The 17587-nt window shown below is 51.2% G+C and carries 21 protein-coding genes; 6 read left to right on the top strand and 15 right to left on the bottom strand.

Annotated features, from left to right (window positions below; genetic code table 11):
- The first annotated feature begins 211 nt into the window (after nt 1-211).
- The 6 genes from NQ546_RS06920 (at nt 212) to NQ546_RS06895 (ending at nt 3154) form a co-directional block, all read left to right on the top strand.
- Nucleotides 212-409 (top strand): hypothetical protein, encoded by a 198-nt coding sequence (locus tag NQ546_RS06920; RefSeq protein WP_005776149.1) that lies wholly within the window; start codon nt 212-214, stop codon nt 407-409.
- Nucleotides 391-693, top strand: a complete 303-nt coding sequence (locus NQ546_RS06915; protein ID WP_004289350.1) for a hypothetical protein — start codon at nt 391-393, stop codon at nt 691-693. Before NQ546_RS06920 ends, NQ546_RS06915 begins: the two co-directional genes overlap by 19 nt.
- Before the next feature lie 10 nt (nt 694-703).
- On the top strand, nt 704-976 hold the full coding sequence (locus tag NQ546_RS06910) for a hypothetical protein (RefSeq protein ID WP_004289349.1): 273 nt from the start codon (nt 704-706) through the stop codon (nt 974-976).
- Between the two features lie 40 nt (nt 977-1016).
- Nucleotides 1017-1394: a hypothetical protein gene (locus tag NQ546_RS06905; RefSeq protein ID WP_004289348.1), complete on the top strand. Its 378-nt coding sequence runs from the start codon at nt 1017-1019 to the stop codon at nt 1392-1394.
- Nucleotides 1395-1629: 235 nt separating this feature from the next.
- Entirely contained in the window at nt 1630-1815 is a 186-nt protein-coding gene (locus NQ546_RS06900) for a hypothetical protein (protein ID WP_004289347.1), read from the top strand.
- A gap of 238 nt (nt 1816-2053) precedes the next feature.
- Nucleotides 2054-3154, top strand: a complete 1101-nt coding sequence (locus NQ546_RS06895) for a PDDEXK nuclease domain-containing protein (RefSeq protein ID WP_007219420.1) — start codon at nt 2054-2056, stop codon at nt 3152-3154.
- 87 nt (nt 3155-3241) lie between these two features.
- On the opposite strand, the gene NQ546_RS06890 is transcribed toward NQ546_RS06895, so the two are convergent.
- The 15 genes from NQ546_RS06890 to NQ546_RS06820 form a co-directional block, all read right to left on the bottom strand.
- The gene (locus NQ546_RS06890) at nt 3242-5428 is read right to left on the bottom strand and encodes a type IV secretory system conjugative DNA transfer family protein (protein WP_008666805.1); all 2187 of its coding nucleotides are present in this window, start codon (nt 5426-5428) and stop codon (nt 3242-3244) included.
- Between the two features lie 7 nt (nt 5429-5435).
- A complete protein-coding gene (locus NQ546_RS06885) occupies nt 5436-5924 on the bottom strand; it encodes a hypothetical protein (RefSeq protein WP_004289344.1) in 489 nt (162 codons plus the stop codon).
- Between the two features lie 4 nt (nt 5925-5928).
- Nucleotides 5929-6600 carry an Lcl C-terminal domain-containing protein gene (locus tag NQ546_RS06880; protein ID WP_004289343.1) on the bottom strand — a complete coding sequence of 224 codons (672 nt, stop codon included), beginning with the start codon at nt 6598-6600 and terminating at the stop codon, nt 5929-5931.
- Nucleotides 6601-6607: 7 nt separating this feature from the next.
- Nucleotides 6608-7120, bottom strand: coding sequence for a hypothetical protein (locus NQ546_RS06875; protein WP_004289342.1), 513 nt, complete (start codon nt 7118-7120; stop codon nt 6608-6610).
- The gene (gene traN / locus NQ546_RS06870; protein ID WP_004289341.1) at nt 7117-7968 is read right to left on the bottom strand and encodes a conjugative transposon protein TraN; all 852 of its coding nucleotides are present in this window, start codon (nt 7966-7968) and stop codon (nt 7117-7119) included. Before traN ends, NQ546_RS06875 begins: the two co-directional genes overlap by 4 nt.
- A gap of 9 nt (nt 7969-7977) precedes the next feature.
- Nucleotides 7978-8790, bottom strand: coding sequence for a DNA-methyltransferase (locus NQ546_RS06865; protein WP_004289340.1), 813 nt, complete (start codon nt 8788-8790; stop codon nt 7978-7980).
- Nucleotides 8787-9140, bottom strand: a complete 354-nt coding sequence (locus NQ546_RS06860; RefSeq protein ID WP_004289339.1) for a hypothetical protein — start codon at nt 9138-9140, stop codon at nt 8787-8789. Before NQ546_RS06860 ends, NQ546_RS06865 begins: the two co-directional genes overlap by 4 nt.
- A gap of 13 nt (nt 9141-9153) precedes the next feature.
- Nucleotides 9154-10305 carry a conjugative transposon protein TraM gene (traM, locus tag NQ546_RS06855; RefSeq protein WP_004289338.1) on the bottom strand — a complete coding sequence of 384 codons (1152 nt, stop codon included), beginning with the start codon at nt 10303-10305 and terminating at the stop codon, nt 9154-9156.
- A gap of 72 nt (nt 10306-10377) precedes the next feature.
- Complete coding sequence (locus NQ546_RS06850; protein WP_004289337.1) at nt 10378-10761, bottom strand: hypothetical protein; 384 nt, start codon at nt 10759-10761, stop codon at nt 10378-10380.
- A gap of 13 nt (nt 10762-10774) precedes the next feature.
- The gene (traK, locus tag NQ546_RS06845; RefSeq protein ID WP_004289336.1) at nt 10775-11389 is read right to left on the bottom strand and encodes a conjugative transposon protein TraK; all 615 of its coding nucleotides are present in this window, start codon (nt 11387-11389) and stop codon (nt 10775-10777) included.
- A gap of 27 nt (nt 11390-11416) precedes the next feature.
- Nucleotides 11417-12550, bottom strand: a complete 1134-nt coding sequence (locus NQ546_RS06840; protein WP_004289335.1) for a membrane protein — start codon at nt 12548-12550, stop codon at nt 11417-11419.
- Between the two features lie 13 nt (nt 12551-12563).
- Nucleotides 12564-13331, bottom strand: a complete 768-nt coding sequence (locus tag NQ546_RS06835) for a DUF5045 domain-containing protein (protein ID WP_004289333.1) — start codon at nt 13329-13331, stop codon at nt 12564-12566.
- Nucleotides 13332-13398: 67 nt separating this feature from the next.
- Complete coding sequence (locus tag NQ546_RS06830; protein ID WP_004289332.1) at nt 13399-14163, bottom strand: DNA-methyltransferase; 765 nt, start codon at nt 14161-14163, stop codon at nt 13399-13401.
- A gap of 156 nt (nt 14164-14319) precedes the next feature.
- Nucleotides 14320-15042 carry a hypothetical protein gene (locus NQ546_RS06825; RefSeq protein ID WP_004289331.1) on the bottom strand — a complete coding sequence of 241 codons (723 nt, stop codon included), beginning with the start codon at nt 15040-15042 and terminating at the stop codon, nt 14320-14322.
- Entirely contained in the window at nt 15039-17585 is a 2547-nt protein-coding gene (locus NQ546_RS06820) for a hypothetical protein (protein ID WP_005776136.1), read from the bottom strand. Before NQ546_RS06820 ends, NQ546_RS06825 begins: the two co-directional genes overlap by 4 nt.
- Nucleotides 17586-17587 lie beyond the last annotated feature (2 nt).

Below are 17587 nucleotides of genomic sequence, written 5' to 3'. Positions count from 1 at the left end.
TATCGGTGCAAATATGGGCTGTCGCGCCTGATTCCGTCGTTTTGAATTGCATTTCTTGCAAATTCTTCCTTCTACGAAGCGTAATTGGCAAGAAAAAACGTCGGAAAGGGCTTTTTCGCCAGCCCCGGAAAGCACCATAAAACCCGAAGCGGCTCCGGTAACAAGGAAGCCGAGCAGAGGGAAAGAAAAACAATCATTAAAAATTCAACAAATGAAGACATTAGAAGAATTATTGCAAGAACTGGGGTGTGAAGGTAACGCATTCGACAGCACCGGAGAATTTACAAAAGCGGGAGAAAAGGCGTATGACCGCTTGGAGCATTTGCTGTATGACATAGAAAGGCTTACAGGCAAAGAGGTGACACCCATAATTAGGGAACTTGACAAAATATGCAACGAGAACTATTAAAATTCAAGAATATGGACATTAAAGAAAGCAAAGAATACCGCCTCGCCAAAGACTGGGAAATGGCGGTAAACAGTTTCAGTTTCAACCCCGAACGGTTCGCAGCGGCAATCCCCGACATGCACCCCACGCTTCAGCAAAGCCTGTATCGCCTGATTAAGGCGTGTATCAAGGTCATGGCGGACGAAACGCGGCACTATGACGAACGAAACCAAGCCTCGCACGAGGAAGCGAAGCGCATCATGGAGTACCTCAATGAACACGGACGTAATATACCATTAAAATAAGGAGGATAATATGAAAACAAATGAAATTCAATTTGGCGGCAAGAGCTATGTATGCCGTATTGTGGAAGCCAACGATGGCGAAGAACTGCTGATTGCCCCGACCACCCTGCTGGATGCTCTGCAGCCCGGTAGTTTCAATGACGAAAACGAAGGTTTCGCCAGTAAAGAAGCCGAAAGCATTTATGACGAAGTTTTCTTCTTTACCGATGAGAGAACCCTTCAACTGCCCGAAAACGAGCTGGTAGCCGAACTCAAAAAGGATAACCCGGACTGGTTCGAGTGAATCATGGAATAATAATTTATAAACTTACAAACTTAGAGTTATGGAAAAAGAATATGTAATGCAGGTTGCACAGATCATTAAGGAACAGTTAGTAGCGTTAACCCCCATGACCGTCCTCATGTCATGGAGTATCGAAGAATTTGCCGCCACTCTATACAGGGATTTGCCGGCACTCCGAATCAAGGTAAACGGACGACTGCACGCGGGATATGTCATCGTCGTGCTCAATGGTTCGGACTATTACGAGGTTTATCTTGTGAAGGGAATGGACGTGGAATGTGTGAACAACGAGGTTTGTTTCGATGAACTGGGCGGTGTCATCGACAGGGCTATCGAAAGCGGTACGGACAAAGCCAAGTATGATAAATTCTGTGAACAGGAGCGACAGAATTTATATGTAACTGTTGTCACTGTCTGATTCCTCTTTTTGGGGGACGAGAGCCGTGCCTTGTCGGTAAACGAACAGGGTACGGCTTTTCTGTATATAATGCAGAAAAGAATAAAAATCTGCCGTTTGTAAATGATTTCAGTCGTTCATAAAACGGATTGTCTGTGACTGCCTGCTCCCTTTATATTTGCGATGCAGGTTCACAAAGTAATAACGGGGGCATTACTCCGGCTATGCCTTCGACCTGATTCCCGTAAACGGCAATATGATGGAATTCAAGAGTTTCTGTCGTGGTTTTCTTAGAGTAAGAGAGTTTGACCAGTTGATTTCCGAGAAAGAAAACAGTCAGGGAGTACCGTCGTGGATGCACATCGGGTATAAGAACTCGGAGGGTAAACAACGCAAGCAGCTGCTGTCTATGATAGGCGGCAAATATTATCCCATGACTTGATTTGACTCGTTTCAGGTAATCACCATCGGTCAGAGTGCAAGCGTCGGGTTCGTGCACCCTCCCTCTATACATTTTAATGCCGTTATTATCAATTCAACAGCAACAAACGACCGGTGTCTCCTGTATTTTTCCTATATTTGTTTCCGATTTACAGTCAGATATGGAACAATTAGCAAATTCAATACAAAGCATATCCTTTGAGCAGTTGGCTCAAAAGATTATAACCGTCGATGATTCAATGCGTGGGGTGGCGGTTAAAACCATCAATCAGGCAACCACGTTACGCAATTGGATAATCGGATGTTATATTGTTGAATACGAACAAAATGGCAGCGACCGGGCCAAGTACGGGGACAATCTGCTGAAAAGTCTGGAAAAACGTATCGGGCAAAAGGGCCTGAATGTCACCCTTTTCCAACTTTCACGATTGTTTTATAGAGATTATCCGCATATCGGTACACTGGTTTCCGCAAATCATGCGACGGCGTTGCATAAATTGCCGTTATCAGAAATTTATGCGACAGTGTCGCACAAATTGCCGGAAATTGACTCTTTCGCTGTTAATAAGAAAAATGCAGGCAAGCTTTCTGAACAGTTCAATACACCCCCTGAGAATTTGGTTTCTGCACTTTCCTTTTCGCATATCAGGGAGTTGCTTACGATAGAAGACCCGTTGGTACGTTTTTTCTATGAAACGGAATGTATTCGGGGAACATGGAGTGTGCGTGAATTACGCCGTCAGATTGTTTCCAACCTTCACATTCGCATCGGACTGTCGGAGGATAAGATGAAAGCGATGATGCTTGCAGACAGCAAGGCAGAGCGACACACCCCGCTTTTGCAGATACGCGACCCCTATACGTTTGAGTTTCTCGGTCTCCAAGCCAAAGATGTCGTTACGGAAAGCGATATTGAAGAAGCCCTGCTCGGACACTTGCAGGAGTTCTTGCTGGAACTTGGGAAAGGCTTCTGTTTCGAGGCGCGTCAGAAACGCATCATCATAGACGGAGAATATTATTTTGCGGATCTCGTTTTCTACAACCGGTTGCTTCATTGCAATGTCATTGTGGAATTAAAAAATGACGAGTTCCGCCATGAACACATAGGACAGCTGAATGCCTATGTCAGCTATTATGCCGAGAATGAAATGCAGCCGGGCGACAATCCTCCGGTCGGTATTTTGCTTTGTACACACAAAGGAAAGAAGATGGTGGAATACGCCCTTGGCAGTATGGATAATCATCTTTTTGTTTCGACATACCAGTTACAGTTGCCAAACCGTCAGCAATTAGAACAGTTCTTGATGGACGAATGTCGGGAACAGTCCTCGGAAGTGTGAAAAATAGATAGGAAACACCGAAACGCCTGCAATAATCACGGAATCATTGCAGGCGTTTTGCTTCTTTCCATAACGGAAGCCGACTTTCTATTTCGCACCCCTTTTGTTCAGCACGTCCTTTATCATTTCTTTCACCTCTATTCCCACATTCACGAAATTCCGGTAAAGAATGCGTTCCCGTTCCTCCCTCGACTTGAACGTGTAGAACTTCGGCAGTGGTACATACGCAGCTTCCTCCTTCTTGATTTCCTTCATGTCGAAATCCGTTTTGCAGAAGAACTTCGAGGTCTTGAACTCCTCCGATTCCTGTACGTTCATCGAACCTCCTATACCGGTTTTTGTTTGGATGAAGTCCCGTGCCGTCTGACCGCATATCCAGCCCGTCGGCATATCCGAGATTTTCGAGGCGGGTACGAGGCTGTCCATGTTTTCATTCAGGTTGATGGAAGTTTTGTCCCGGTCTATCGTGACACCCTTTTTGATTTGCACCACCTTGCCGAATATGTCGCTTGACAGCCATTCCAGCGTCTCCTTGGCACGGGCTGAACCGCTCACCACATTGCCCACCGTCGTGATGATTTTTTGCATACCCACCTTTCCGTAATCCGCTTCGAGCTGCGGCAGCTCTTGGAAACCGAGCGTCACGCTCACCTTGTTGCTTCGTGCCGTACCGATCAGGCGGTCTATCTTGTGGAAATAAAGTGTCGGCAGCTCGTCCACGATAATGCTCACGGGGATGTTCTTGCCCTGCCCGGTATTTACGCGGGTAACGAGACGGTTCAAAATAAGGGCGTTCAGTGCCCCGATAATGCTCTCCATCTCCGGGTCGTTCGCTATCAGCAGGTAACTCGGATTCTTCGGGTCGCTCACCTTCAGGTCGAAGTCGTCGCCGTCACGATGGAATATCCAGTAACTCTCTTTGGTCGCCAAGCGCGAGGTATAGACACGCAGCGTACCTATCATACCTTCCAGCTGCTCCATTGCCTTGTTTTTGAAAGCCGTCTGGAACGGACCGAGCAATGGGGCTACCTCGTTGTCGGTCTCCAGTACCTCGAAAATGGTTTGGTAACTCTCATTCAGGAACGACAGGATATGCGGCATGTCCGAGTATTTTCCCAGCCAGTAGGCAGGTTCAACGATTTCTCCGCCCTCTTTGTCCCGCACCACACCCGTTGGCTTCCAGAATTTCGTTTCAGGGTCTTGCCGTTTCTCTGCGTACAGTTTGTTTCCTTTGACATCATAAGGCTCGCGCTCGTAGTTCACGAAGAAATAGATGCAGGCGGCGAGGAAGTTCACAGCCGAGGTCTGGAAGAACTGGTCGCTGCCACCGCCTCCCTCTTTCTTGCCTTTTTGCAGGCTCTCCAACAGCGTCTCCGCCGTCTCGCTGGCCGCAGCGAGGTTGTTGATGTATTTCGCCTGAATGGGATTTACCCGGCGGCTGTACTCCACGTCCACGAAATTAATCATGTTGAACTGGCAGCCTTGGGGCAGCTTGCCGAGTTTCTGGTTTTTCTTGTAGTGGTAGTACAGCTTCGTAGCCAGAGTCGGGAACTTATAGTCATAGACCACCATTGCGAATCCCTTGGCCGAGTGCTGCCGGATAAACGGCTCGATGATACTGAATGTCTTACCCGACCCCGGTGTTCCGACTACCCACGTTCCACGGAAACAGTTGGTTATGTTGGTCCAGCCTTTACGAAATTTGCCCTTGTAGTAATACCGCATAGGGATATTCACGCTGTACGGGGTCTCTATCAGTTCCTCGCACTGCTCGAAACTCTCGTTCTCGAAGTTGAAGCGGTCCTTCATCAGTCCCTCCTTGAGGAACTTGGAGATGTTGTCCAGTGCGACATGCACGAGGATAACCCCCACGAGGGAAGTTGTCATATAGAAGATAATATTCAGCGGCAGCGTATAAAGTCGTGCCTCCATCGGATAACCGAACAGCCATACGGACAGCACTAACAGAACAAAACCGCTTATGAGTGGGTACAAGACCTGCCGCCGGGCGTTGAACTCCAAATGTTTCTTGGCTCTGGTGCCTATACATGTAATGCAGATGAGTAGCACCGTGGCGACCTTACTGTACACGAGGTTTCCGTCGTTATAGATGGTCCACTGCTTGATACGTCCGTGAATGTCGCAGAGTATGCCGCCCCAGTGGTCCAGCATAGCCGGGTCGATGGCATACTCGAAAAACTCCATCAGTACGGAGACATATACCACCGCACGGAATATCCGGTAAAATCCCTGTAATTCCTTGCTCTCTTCCATTGCTATGTCAATTCTTTTTAATGCCCCAGAGAACATGGATATGAGGCCATTGCATACGGTTATCAGCAGTAAGCTGGCAGACATGGGAAACTGCATATAGAGGTTTAAGCCTTAAAGCGTCATATATTGCAGAAGCCCGTACTTCCGCTGTAAACTTCTCAAGGAAAATCCGGACAGCATCGTTAGAGCCACAAGTCATGAAATCAATGAAACCTTCAATCAATTCTTCATTGACATAGTAGAGCTGCCCTTGGAAAATATCATGGTAACGGCTGATACGGCCGTTCCATTCCGTCCGGATTTCTTCCCTGCGGTTCTTTGCGGAAGGAAACCTCTCGTAGCAGTCTATTCCATCATCGAGGAATATGTAATTACCGGAAACGTCCTCTTGCTTAGGACATTTGCATCTCAACAGATACCCGAAAAATCCTTTGTCCGGATGTACTATATCCACATATTGTGGTGCATTGAAATCTTTAATTCCGTTCATAATCATAAATTCAGTTGTTGATGGTTATAATGGGACGCACTTTATGCGCCTGCGTCTTGGGCGTTTCCTGCATGGCTCCGCTGGCTGTCGAGTAGAGCCATGCTTTGACCGTCTGCTGTCCTTCCACCTCCGTCGATGTCCAGTACCAGCACTCGTCGGCTTCGGTCGGAAGCGGGTCTCCGCCGCATTTCTCGATGACCGGATTGATAATGCCACGTGCCGCATACAGCAGGCGCATCTGAGCCACCGAGGGAACATAGGCGCTCTGCCCGTATTTCCACAGGGCAAAAACGGCTTCAGCCATCGGTGAGGCTGTCTCTTCTGTTTCATACAAGGCGAACGTGTTCTCATTCCCGTCGTATGCCGTGATGTCTGCTGACGTACCCTGCTCGACACCAAGGCTGTCGGCAAAAGCTTTCGGCGTCATATCCCACAGATAGACGGCATAGCCGTTTCCTTCCGTTTCCCCGTCGGAGCCGATATGGAAGACGACGGCAATCGCCTGTTCCTTGGATTGTTCGTACTCACTGTACGGTATTACTGTCCCGTCCACACAGAGGACGTGTACGGGATATTTTGTTTCTTCGGATTCTTCTATATGTGCGTCGCAGGCAGCCAACGCCCCGGTTATGAGGAGAACCGGCACTACCTGGCACGTTTTTCTGATAATGTTCTGTTTCATCTTTCCCTTATTTTATAGGTAGTTTAATACCGAGGGCAACCCCTGTACGCAGCACGTCGGCCCCCTTTATCATTACGTCTCCCTTGACTTGCCAGTATAGCGTCCAGCCCGCCCGCAACACATAGTTGTGCTCGTAGCCGAAATGCAGTCCTGCAAGGAACTTCTTCGTGTCGCTTCCGCCCGAAGCCCCGATTCGGAGGCTTCCGTAATGGTTGCGTCCCCTCGTGACGCAGGGTTTGTAAGCCACGCCGAAGCTGTAGGTGCGGTAGTTCCGCCAGAAAGATTTCGGGCATACATGCTTGCAGGATTCGCACTCTGCCCATTGCAGGTAGCCGTTGGCAAAGAACTCCCACGCATGGCGGTAGTTCATCTCGTGTTCGTAGGCCAGCGTCACGTCCAGCCCGTTCTTGTACAGCAGCCCCGCACCGAGTGAGAGGCGGCCGCTGCCTCGCTGTGCATACGCTCCTACGGCGAGGCACATGCAGGCAATCGTCAGGATAATCGTCTTTTTCATCGTCATTCCTCCTCCAGCAATGCCGCGCTGAACGAATCGGCTGACAGCACGTCCTCATAGTCGATATTCAGGCTGATGTTACGCCCGCTGATTTGTTTCTCCGTCATCTCGATGGTCAGCACCTTGTCGTTCGGGAACGTCATTTTCTTGACCACGACCACATTCCGGTAGCCGTGCCGGAACGTCTTGCCCGCCTCCAGCACCAGTGCCGGGGTCAGTTCGATGACCTGTGCGTTGGTCGCCTTGGTCAGTTTCTTGTCTGCCAGCTTCACCCGTATCTCGTCGATGTCGAAGCGGATGTTCGTCCGGTTCTCTATCGAGAAGTCGATGAAGAAATACTCACCCACGGAGTAGATGTTGTTCAGCCGCATGGTCATGCGATGTGCCTTGGTGGCGACGTTGCGGATCTTCGCGGGCGAGTTCCAGATACGCCGGGCGAAGCGTGTCATATCCACGGTGGACATCGAGACCGCCGGGTTGTGATAGGCGTTCCGTTCCTGCAACTGGATTTCCTTGTCAGTTACCGCCTCCCGCACCCGTGTGGTGTAGAGCAGCGCATACTGCGTGCGGTAGCGTTCCGTTACGATAGTCACGATGGCCAGCACCTCGCCGTCCTCGTGTCCGCCCTCTTTCGGTTTCAGGCGGACGATATTGTCTATCGGTTGGTCGCCGACAACCTTATCTGTGGAGATGTCCACGAAGCGTACCGGTTCCGAGGCCGTGATGACCGTCGTTACCTGTTCATTTACCGTAAGTTGTTCCATCTCCTCGTAGGTTCGTTGTGCCTGTACATTCGGCGTTCCCAGCAGCCCTGCCGCCAGAAGAAATGCCGTTACGATTCCTTTTTTGTCCATGTCATTGATTTATTGATTTTGTTTTTCTTCCCTTATCTCTTTTTCCTCTTGTACCTTGTTCCTGCATTCCAGTTCCTCCTGAATCCGCCGCTCGGCAATCTCGCAGTACGCCTGTTCGATTTCAAATCCGATGTAGTGCCGTCCCGTGCGGATAGCGGCCACGGCGGTTGTGCCTGACCCGATACAGTTATCCAGTACAACATCGCCTTCGTCGGTGTAGGTCCGTATCAGGTACTCCATCAACGCCACGGGCTTTTGTGTCGGGTGGTAGAACGCGCCTTTCTTGTGTTCCTTCGGCATGAAGATGACCGAGGTCGGATATTTGTCATCGGCTATGCGTACCGGTGAGAGTTTCATCGTTCCGTAACAACGGTTGGTAAATCCCTCCGTTTTACGCCTCCCGTGATTTCTCCGTTCCGGAGGACACGGTGTCATCTGCGGATGATAGGCCGGCTGTTTTTTATAGAATACCAGAATATCCTCGTGCTGCCGGAACGGCATACGTTTGGCATTGAGATGTCCCGTCACCCGATCTTTCTGCCACACGAGGTTGTACCGCCATAGCCGGGGTTGCGACAGCATGAGCCATGCGGAGAAAAGCCCCTGCCCGAACAGGATAATGGGGCTGTCCGGCTTGGTAATCCGCCGGTATTGCTCCCACAAGGCTGCTAACGGTATCTGGCGGTCCCAGTTCACCGACGGATTGCTGCGATTTAACACCCCGTAAGGTAGGTCGGCGATTATGGCGTCCACGCTACCATCCGCTATCTGTTTCATGCCCTCCATGCAGTCCATAAGGTAAATGCGATCCGTCTCTATCATATTGCGTCTGTTTTCGGTTCTACAATTTGCCGGGCGCTCATCCAGGTACAGCGTTCCGTCCGGGTTTTCCGGATTTCACACTCCCAGAGGGTATTCTTCTCCACATGTTTGAAATTGACCGCACCGTCTCTCGGCCCGTAAAAACCGGTATGCTTCTGGAAGGCGAATAAGGCAATCCTCCGCCCGTCCACTGCCTGAAAGTTGCATATCAGGGCGAATCGTACCCCTTTGTGCCACCATTCGGTACTTACGAGCTTCCCAACGAATGTTTCGGGCTTATCGGGAGCGATGTAGTCTTCGTAATAGAAGCCGTCCGTTCCCTTATGAAGTTTTGATATATCTGTTTCCATTGTCACTGACCTTTTAGTTCCTGTTTTCCCGTCCGTTCACCAGATACACAAACGTCCCGTATTTCAGCTTCACCTTGTTTTTCTTGATGGCCTTGCTGATGGCGTTACTCGTTTTCTGGTAGGCATTGTTCACCGCCTGCATACCCCATTGGGCGAGGCTGTTACCGTATCCGCTGGTATTCATGTTCATACTGCCCGACATGGCACTGCTCGCCACGTCCTTGCTTGTCTCGCGGAATTGGCTGATGGGTACGTAAAGTCCTTCCAGCCCGTCCGTATCGTAGATTGACAAGCTGACCTTGACCAGTTCGTCCTCCACCAATATGCTGTTGATGCTTCCTTTTACACGTCCGGAAGAGAAACCGCTGACTGTGGCATACAGGTAAGTACCACGCCTGACCACGCTCTCGTTGATTTCGATGTCGTCCAGCAGGCGCAGCCGCACACGCGAGCCGTCCACGGCCTTGATGTTTTCGTCGATGATCGCCTTGATGAGTTTCGGTTCCCGTGCATCTTTCGCCAGTGTGTTGAAGTAGTCCGAAGTCGTCTTTACCTTCTTCACCACCTCGCTTGCCTTGTCCGTCTCCGCAGGAGCTTTGACCGAACGGCTTTCCTCGTCGATGGTTCCCTTGGTCTGCGTCATCGTGTCCGGCGGAGCCACCGTTGCGGTGCTGTCCGTTGCGGACGGCATGACCTCCCGTTGTCCTCTCAACCTCGCTTCGGCGAGTGCTTTTTCCAGTTCTGCGAGAGCTTCCTGCTCCCGCCTCTTGGCATCGGCCGCTTCCGCTGCCAGATCTTTCTCCTTTTCCTGCCGGTCAAGCAGGGCGATATCCTCTTCGGTGTATTGCGATTCATATTCCTCTTGGTTATCGTCCGGTTCGTCCCGCTCGATGTTGTCCACAGCGGAATAATCTTGTATCTTGCCCCATGATTTGGCCATGTTCTCATACTTGCTGCCGATACCGTCGCCGCCCTTGATTTGGGCGTCCGGCAATTCGGGATTCAGGAACTCGGTCGTCTGGAGTGTCTTGTCCTGTACCTCGGCCTTCTCGGTATGGAACAGGTCGAAAATGAAGTACGACGTGCCGAGAAGGGGGATATAGAGGATAGCCGGAAGCATATACTTCGGCTGCCTGAAATTGATTCTCTTGAAGATATTGTTCATTGTTTCCCTTTAATTGAGTTGCACATACTTGCTTATAGTTCTCTCAAACGGCATATTCATAAGCCTGCCGTTCTATTCCGGCCTTTCCGTACCGCTTTCCTTCGTATCGAATCTTCGTACATGCGGTACGGAAAGCATCTTATGCCGTTCCCGGAGCACGGAATCCTGCATTTCCGTGGCCGTTCGGCGGACTGGATGATGGCAGTACACCACCGTCAGGCGGTAAATATTCCATGTCAGCCCGCAGATGGCGAAGCCGAATACGATGACGAGAAACAGCGTCCGGTGGGCGTTGGCGAAACCCTGTACTTTGGCCACTGCCTTGTCGATACGTGTCGCTTTGGCGAAGCGTCGCCCGGCATCCACGTCGCGTTCGTAGCGCTCCTTGTATTTCGGGTCGTTTTTGTCCGGCATCTTCTCGCCGAACAGCATACGTCTGAATCCTTTGATATTCATAGGGCTGGTAGAGTTAATAGTTGCTTTTTGTCTTTTGCTCGATGTCCTTGTTCAGCAGCGTGCGCCAGTTCACGATGAGCAGCCCGTGCGGGTTGTTCTCCGTCCGGGGTACACGCTTGAGCTGTCCCGCCGTAACCAGTTCGCGCATCAGGATATTGCTGCGCCGTTCGATACGCTGCCGCCCGTAGTAAGTGAACTCCATCTTCTCCTTGTTGAAGGTGATACTGTCGCAGAAAATCGAAAAGACGGCACTCGTTCCCAAGATGTTGGAATAGAAGCCTTTCTCCTTGAGCGTATTGTACTGCGCCAAGCCCGTTTCGTCCACTAAGTACATCGCTTTCTCCATCGTGTAGCGGATGTACTTGTCGTCGGGAGCAAGGGTAAAGAAGTAGTGGTGGAACATTTCGACATGGTTCTTGGCTTCCACGTCGAGCGTTTCCTCCATTGTCGTGCGGCGTACCAGTATGGGCACGTTGCCGTCCAGCACATACACTTTCTTTTGAGCGTCCGTAACCATCGTGCGGGCCGTCCAGATACTCGACACGCTGATGATGACGCAGCCCACAAGAAAGGCGGTGCAAATAATTCCGACCAGTTTGATTTTGTTCTCTAAATTCTTGATGACCATTTTGTTTGAATATTTATCGTTACTTTGTTATCTCATTACCGTACCCATTGCGCCTGTTGCCGTCATTTTAGCCTGCTGCGCCACGCCCTCGCCGAAGTTTCGGGTTGAGAACGCCGTGTCACCCTCCGGTATCATCCATGCCGCAAGGTCGGGGACGAGGTTCAGGCATTTCAGGGCCACGATGCTTGCCGCCATCAGATAGCCCGCCGAGAAGAAGGAGTTTTGCAGGTAAGCTGCCATCGTCTGCTCGCTTGTCGTTATCGCCGTCAGGTTCTCCACCTGTATGCAGAGCACGATGTCGAACAGCAGCAGTACGTAGAAGCCCACGAAGTAGAGCATCGCCCCGTAGAAATGCACCGTCAGATACCTCGTGAGCCACTTCGCCCATGCGCCTTCCCATTTGGGCAGGAGCGAAAACGCCCACTGGATAGGTCCGAAAATGGTGAGCATTCCCAAAAGAATTTGCTGGCAGTAAATCGTCGACCACCAACCGATACGGAACACCACCAAGGCGATAAGTATGATGATTTTGTCTATTCCCACGATGACACCCGATGTCAGCGACGTGAACCACAGCTTCGCTGCATCCTTCTCCATGTTCGTAACCTCGTCCACGCCAGTTTGTTCCATCGTTGCCTCGATAAGGTTGGGATCGGACGTACCCGTGTGGGCGACATCGGCTTGTGCCTGCAGGGCAGTGTACATCGTGTCGCGCACGTAAATCAACTCCTGCACTTCCTCGAACTTGTCCGAGATTTGCGAGGCTTCGGCCTCGTACAGGTCATGTGTGTACGAACCGACGCAGTTCGGGATATAGGAGAGGAAATCTAAAAAGCACCAGTTGCTCCCGCTGTTTGCCATGCCCGTGTCTGCCGGAGGATACCACCAGCAGAGAATGAGCGACACGGCCAGCGGTCTGAAGAGCTTCATCACGTCCAAAGGCTCGTGCTTGACCATCATTTTGTACGCCATGCCTGCCGCCATGACGATAGCGAACAGGGCGGCCAGCGCCATGCACATCTGCAATATCCACCAAAATGGACCTTGCGAGCCGGTAAAGGTCGCGTCGGTCAGGAACTCGTTGGTCTGAAAAATCACGTCGTCGATCTCCTCTTCCAAGAGGTCGATACCGAAATCCGAAAGAATATTTCCGTCTGCCATAGGTTATATGCTTTTAGTTCCCTCTGTTTACCGTCTCGTCTCCGTCGCCCGTTCCAGTGCCGCCGTCCGACTGTGAACCTCGCACCGCAAGGCGCGATTCGTTCCAGCGGCTCATGGCGTTTCTGACGACGCTGCTTTTGTCCAAGGTTCGGTCGGCGGTTGCGTTCAGCAATCCGTCCGTGGCCGTGGCGTTCTGTCTTCGGGCAAGGTAGCCGACCAGAATCTCGTTCTGCCGTACCACGTCTTCGTAGATCCGCAGGTATTCTTTCTTTCGTTGCGCATTGGGCATATAAGCGTCCTTCGTTGCGTCGATGGCACACTGGTACACATGATAGTATTCCGTCCACCGCTCCTTGTCGTCCGTCGTGCCCCCGGCAAGGAGAATCCGGTCTATGTTGCGCTGAAACCGCTCCATTTGAGCGTTTATCTTATCGCCCTCGGCCAGCCATGCGAGGTCAATCTGCCGGTCGGCCACGTTCAGCGCCTCGATTTCGGCACGTTTGACCAGAGCCGAGTCAATGGCTTCCGCTTCATCTGTCTGATTGTAGAGATTGACACCCGCCAGCGTGCGGAACGACAGTTTGTTCTTGCTTGCCGCCGACTTCTTGTACTTGTTATGCAGCAGCGTGTAGTAAAGTTCGGGCGACAGAGCGCCCGTACCGGTTTCCATGACCGTAATCTGGTTCTGTTTCGGCGAGTCATGGTTGTAAGTAACCGACTGCGCCTTGACACCGCTCGTTGCAACTGCTGCAACCGCCATGAGTAAGAGAGTTCTGTTCATATTAATTTCCGGTTATTCATTATTTTACAGTTATTTATATCGTATAGTCATACTTTGAGGGCCTGCTTCAAAGCCGTAAATATTGGTACTCATTCCTGACTCGTTTCTCTCCCTGCGAGAAATGCGTCTCGTCTTTTTCAATGCAAATACATTTTCTATGCGTATAGATACAGGCAATTGCGGTGCTCATGCTCCCCGATGCAAAATCAAGGACAGTATCTCCTTCCTTTGTGTATGTTCTTATCAGATACTGCAATAATGCAATCGGCTTTTGGTTGACATGAATCGTTTTGCCTTCCGATTCCGCTGTTTTGAAGTATATCACACTTCGTGGATACCTTGTCCCTTTGTTTTCATTTCTGAATGTAGGATTGGGGACATTGTTTATTCCTGTCCAATTGCTTCCTCTCTTCGTGCGATTCCCGTAAGGCTCACCTTCCTCCATGATGGGATAATAAGGGGTTCTACCTTTACCAAAGACACTTATTAGCTCATGTGCTTTTAGAGGTTGTTTTTTAGCGAGAAGAAAATTGCTTGCTTTTGACTTTTCCCAAACCCAGTCATATTTAAATTCCTCTAAATTACCGCAGCGTAGAAGGCTGCTGAACGGTTCGCTGCCAAATAAGACCGTAGGTGCATTTTCTTTCCTGACTCTCCTGATCTCTTTCCACATTTCCGGGAATGGTATTATTTTATCCCACTGTGAAGCTGTGATTCCAAAGGGGGGATCACATAAAACCAAGTCGATACTTGATTCCGGAAGAAAAGGCATTACTTCAAGACAGTCGGCTTTATATAACGTAATGTCTTTTGCAAAAACAATCTTTTCCATTGCATCAATCTAAATGTCTCTTTATCCCTTGGTTATAATCCCAATAGGCTTGTTCGTACTAAAAATTCTTTCTCTGTTTTTATTTCCCGATGTCGATGGCATGGAAGTCAAACTCCAACCTGTAGATAGTCTGTCTTCTTTCCCTTTCATCGTTCATTAATAATCCAGCCGTCCCGCTTTGCGCCATCGTCCGAAAGCTCCGTCGATAATCTCCTTGACCTTGGGACGGTAAATCTTCGCTTTCCAGTAACCGATACGCACCTGTATGTACCGCCATGTCTCGATATACGCCCGGTTCAGGTGTCGCTCGATGTCGTCCAGCGACGTGTTCACCGCTTCCAGTACCAGCAGCAGGTCGGAGGTCGAGCAGGCCGCCGCCCCGGTGGCATACAGCACAAGGTCGCTCACCGACTTGTAGAGCTGCTCCCCGTCATTGGCGATGTCCCGTATTGCCTTTTCGTTGATGGCCAGTATCACGGCATCGCCGGGGTCGATGCGTCCCCGTTTCACGATTCTCTCGTTGAAGTCCTCCAACAGTTTCTTGTAATCGCCGATACGGTCGCTGACCGCCGTATAAGTGCTTTTCACGTTCAGTACCGTCCGCAAGGACTGGTACATCACGTCGATGACATCGAAGGCACGGGTGTAGCGATCCAAGTCCACATTCAGTTCCTTGTACTCGCCGATCTCCTTGCGGCTGTATTCGTGCAGCAGCTTGTTGCTGTATTCCAGCGTACTGCGGGCCAGCAGCAGGCTCCGCTGTTTCTTGTGGTCGTTGATGTAGGCTTCCACTGACACGATGTCGAAGGTCCATTGCGCCTTGGCGATGCCGGGCAGGAGAACCAGCAGCACGACTGTCATCAGCAGGGCACGTTTCATGGCCGCACCTCCTTTCCGCTGTCTTTGCCGTTTCCGTTCCGCAGGTTTCGCGCATTCTCCACCCAACGTTCGTGGCATTCCTCCACGAGCGTCAGCCTGCGTCCCTCGTCCATGTCCAGTTCGGGCAGCACATCCTTCAGCACGTCGATGATGCTCCGCTTATAGTGCATCATCTTTTCCAGCGACACGAGGTCTGCATATATTTTTGTAATCCGGGAATCCACTTCCCGTGCGATTTCGAGCCGGTCGCTCGACCACAGCAGATGGTACACCTCCCCGGTCGGAGTCTCTTCCAATGGCGGGGTACGGGCGTATTCCGTCGTGATCTTGCACGAAGGGTGTTCCCGTGCAATCTCCGCAATACGGTCGTTCACCAGTTTCGTTTTCTCCGCGTCCGACAGGTTCGGGTCGAGTGTCAGCACGTCGGCTACATACGTGTCGGTATATTCCGTGGTCAGTTCCCAACTGATCTGCACGATGGCACGGTGTATCTTGATACCGAGGAAATATTTCGGTTTGCGGGCTATCGAGACCGTCGCCTTGAACGTGATGACCCCGTTGATGTTCGGCATGGTCGCCTTACGGACATAGGTGTAGCCGTTCCACGCCCCGCCGTCCTGCCATGACAGGCTGTAAGCCGTCTTACAGTCCTGCATGATGGCCGGTATGCGGTAATAGTCGTCCGTTGCCACATCGTTATCGCCCGCCGCCTCGGCTTTTGCGTCGGTGTATTCCCGTTGTTTCTTCTGCCATTCGGACAGCTCGCTTTTCAGGCGGTCTATCTGTGTTTTGTTCGCATTGTACTGCTGTCGGTACACCGCCGCATCTTCCACGCTCGCCTCGGCGATTTTTTTCAGCAGGTCGGCATTCTCATTCTCCAACGCATTGATTTGCGACTGAAGGGCGGCCACCTGGTTCTCCGCCTCCTGCAGCATGGCGTCCAACTCGGACAAGTCCAATTCGTTCTCCGTAACCGTGGTCTGCATGGCACACTCCTTTGAATGGGCGTTCAGGGATTTGCCGCACTTTCTGCACTTGTACTGCGTCGTGCCCTGACCAAGCGTAGCCCCGTCCGAGCAGGTTACGCTGATGGTCACGCTCTCGCAGCCCTGCAACTTCGCAGCGTCCGTCGCCTGATAGTAGTTCCGCGCATCGGATGCGATATAGTAAGTATAACCCTCCTCGTTGTCGTTGAACTCCAAGAGGCGGGCATTGAGTTGCGCCTTGAACGTGTTCAGGTCCATCGAATAGGAATCGAACACCTCCTCGTAAATGATTTCCTCCCGGTTCCAGCTTTTCTTCACATGGATTTCATAGGCATAGGCTTTCTTCGTCTGTTTGCCGCCCCGACTGATGATGTAACCGTTCTGCCAGTAGTCGATGGTGTAGGTATAGCCGTCGTTCTGACTGTTGAGCAGCTGAACCCGGCTTCTCGACCAACCGGCGTACCGTTCCGAATTGGCGAGAACCTGCTCCCGTTGCGAGGCATTGGGATAGAAGCCGGGATCGGTCGTCTCGAAACGTGTCCACTCTCCGCCGTTCAATATGCTGTTGTCGTCCGTCGGCGGGTAGTAATCGCACAGGGCGATACTCCCTTGCTCGCGACGGGCGATATACCACCGTTGCGTGTAGTAGTTTCCCGCTGTCTTGTCCAGATAATCTGTCATCCACGAGGTAAGGTCGTAGTTGCTGAAATCGAACAGTCCCGCCACGTTGTCCTCTCCGCCCACCATATCAATCAGCAGACCTCCGAGGTCATGTTCCGCCTGCTCGAAGAGCGCACCGTAATGGTCATACAGGTCGATGACCTTGCTGACCCTGCCGCCCATCAGATCATGGAAAGAACTGGTCTGCAGCAGGACGTCACCGATATTTCCGATACCAGCCGAGGCGAGACCGACACCCATGTTGTAGAGGTTGTCGATGTCGTGTTGCAGGTTCTCTTTCGTAAAGTTACCCGGCACGCTGGCGAGATCGTCCAACATACGTTGCCAGTCGATGTCGCCCACTTCCGAGAGTTTCAGCAGAGGGGCGATGTTTCGGTTGATTTCCAGAAACACGATGTCCGAAAAGCCCAGCGTGCTGTTCGTCACCACACTCTCGAACTGCATACACAGACTTTTCGTCTCGTCGCAGATTTTCATCAGGTAGCTGCCCCAGTAGATAGCCGTTTGAGGCGAGCGGAGCATCAGTTTCGCCACCACCCATATCTTCGGCATGATTTTCTCCGAGACCATGCGGTAAATGCGGCGGTAGTAGTAATTTTCTGTACTGCTATTCCAGATACCGAGGTCGGAAAAGGCTTTATGCTCCAAGAACTTGGAGGCAAAAATCCCCGCCGTAGCCACTTCCGCCGCATTGTAGTGCTTGAGAATGTCATCGACCTGCTCCCGGTAATAGCTTTCCGCCACGGCTTCCGTACCGAAAGCGGTAGCCATTGCCGCCACCGTGCGTGCGTCGTAGTTCACGCTGTAATACTGCGCGTGGACCTGCTGCACAACGGCGAGCGACAGGAGTATAAGGATAAGTGACAGCCGTTTCATCA

Source organism: Bacteroides eggerthii (assembly GCF_025146565.1).
Classification (GTDB): Bacteria; Bacteroidota; Bacteroidia; order Bacteroidales; family Bacteroidaceae; genus Bacteroides; species Bacteroides eggerthii.
The sequence above is the reverse complement of the archived record's forward strand: the minus strand, read 5'-3'. Positions and strand labels throughout refer to the sequence as shown.

What these genes read in the sequence shown, in the direction of transcription:
- NQ546_RS06920 (WP_005776149.1), top strand. Translation starts at nt 212, where the DNA reads ATGAAGACATTAGAAGAATTATTGCAAGAACTGGGGTGTGAAGGTAAC.
- NQ546_RS06915 (WP_004289350.1), top strand. Translation starts at nt 391, where the DNA reads ATGCAACGAGAACTATTAAAATTCAAGAATATGGACATTAAAGAAAGC.
- NQ546_RS06910 (WP_004289349.1), top strand. Translation starts at nt 704, where the DNA reads ATGAAAACAAATGAAATTCAATTTGGCGGCAAGAGCTATGTATGCCGT.
- NQ546_RS06905 (WP_004289348.1), top strand. Translation starts at nt 1,017, where the DNA reads ATGGAAAAAGAATATGTAATGCAGGTTGCACAGATCATTAAGGAACAG.
- NQ546_RS06900 (WP_004289347.1), top strand. Translation starts at nt 1,630, where the DNA reads ATGATGGAATTCAAGAGTTTCTGTCGTGGTTTTCTTAGAGTAAGAGAG.
- NQ546_RS06895 (WP_007219420.1), top strand. Translation starts at nt 2,054, where the DNA reads ATGCGTGGGGTGGCGGTTAAAACCATCAATCAGGCAACCACGTTACGC.
- NQ546_RS06890 (WP_008666805.1), bottom strand. Translation starts at nt 5,428, where the DNA reads ATGGAAGAGAGCAAGGAATTACAGGGATTTTACCGGATATTCCGTGCG.
- NQ546_RS06885 (WP_004289344.1), bottom strand. Translation starts at nt 5,924, where the DNA reads ATGATTATGAACGGAATTAAAGATTTCAATGCACCACAATATGTGGAT.
- NQ546_RS06880 (WP_004289343.1), bottom strand. Translation starts at nt 6,600, where the DNA reads ATGAAACAGAACATTATCAGAAAAACGTGCCAGGTAGTGCCGGTTCTC.
- NQ546_RS06875 (WP_004289342.1), bottom strand. Translation starts at nt 7,120, where the DNA reads ATGACGATGAAAAAGACGATTATCCTGACGATTGCCTGCATGTGCCTC.
- traN (WP_004289341.1), bottom strand. Translation starts at nt 7,968, where the DNA reads ATGGACAAAAAAGGAATCGTAACGGCATTTCTTCTGGCGGCAGGGCTG.
- NQ546_RS06865 (WP_004289340.1), bottom strand. Translation starts at nt 8,790, where the DNA reads ATGATAGAGACGGATCGCATTTACCTTATGGACTGCATGGAGGGCATG.
- NQ546_RS06860 (WP_004289339.1), bottom strand. Translation starts at nt 9,140, where the DNA reads ATGGAAACAGATATATCAAAACTTCATAAGGGAACGGACGGCTTCTAT.
- traM (WP_004289338.1), bottom strand. Translation starts at nt 10,305, where the DNA reads ATGAACAATATCTTCAAGAGAATCAATTTCAGGCAGCCGAAGTATATG.
- NQ546_RS06850 (WP_004289337.1), bottom strand. Translation starts at nt 10,761, where the DNA reads ATGAATATCAAAGGATTCAGACGTATGCTGTTCGGCGAGAAGATGCCG.
- traK (WP_004289336.1), bottom strand. Translation starts at nt 11,389, where the DNA reads ATGGTCATCAAGAATTTAGAGAACAAAATCAAACTGGTCGGAATTATT.
- NQ546_RS06840 (WP_004289335.1), bottom strand. Translation starts at nt 12,550, where the DNA reads ATGGCAGACGGAAATATTCTTTCGGATTTCGGTATCGACCTCTTGGAA.
- NQ546_RS06835 (WP_004289333.1), bottom strand. Translation starts at nt 13,331, where the DNA reads ATGAACAGAACTCTCTTACTCATGGCGGTTGCAGCAGTTGCAACGAGC.
- NQ546_RS06830 (WP_004289332.1), bottom strand. Translation starts at nt 14,163, where the DNA reads ATGGAAAAGATTGTTTTTGCAAAAGACATTACGTTATATAAAGCCGAC.
- NQ546_RS06825 (WP_004289331.1), bottom strand. Translation starts at nt 15,042, where the DNA reads ATGAAACGTGCCCTGCTGATGACAGTCGTGCTGCTGGTTCTCCTGCCC.
- NQ546_RS06820 (WP_005776136.1), bottom strand. Translation starts at nt 17,585, where the DNA reads ATGAAACGGCTGTCACTTATCCTTATACTCCTGTCGCTCGCCGTTGTG.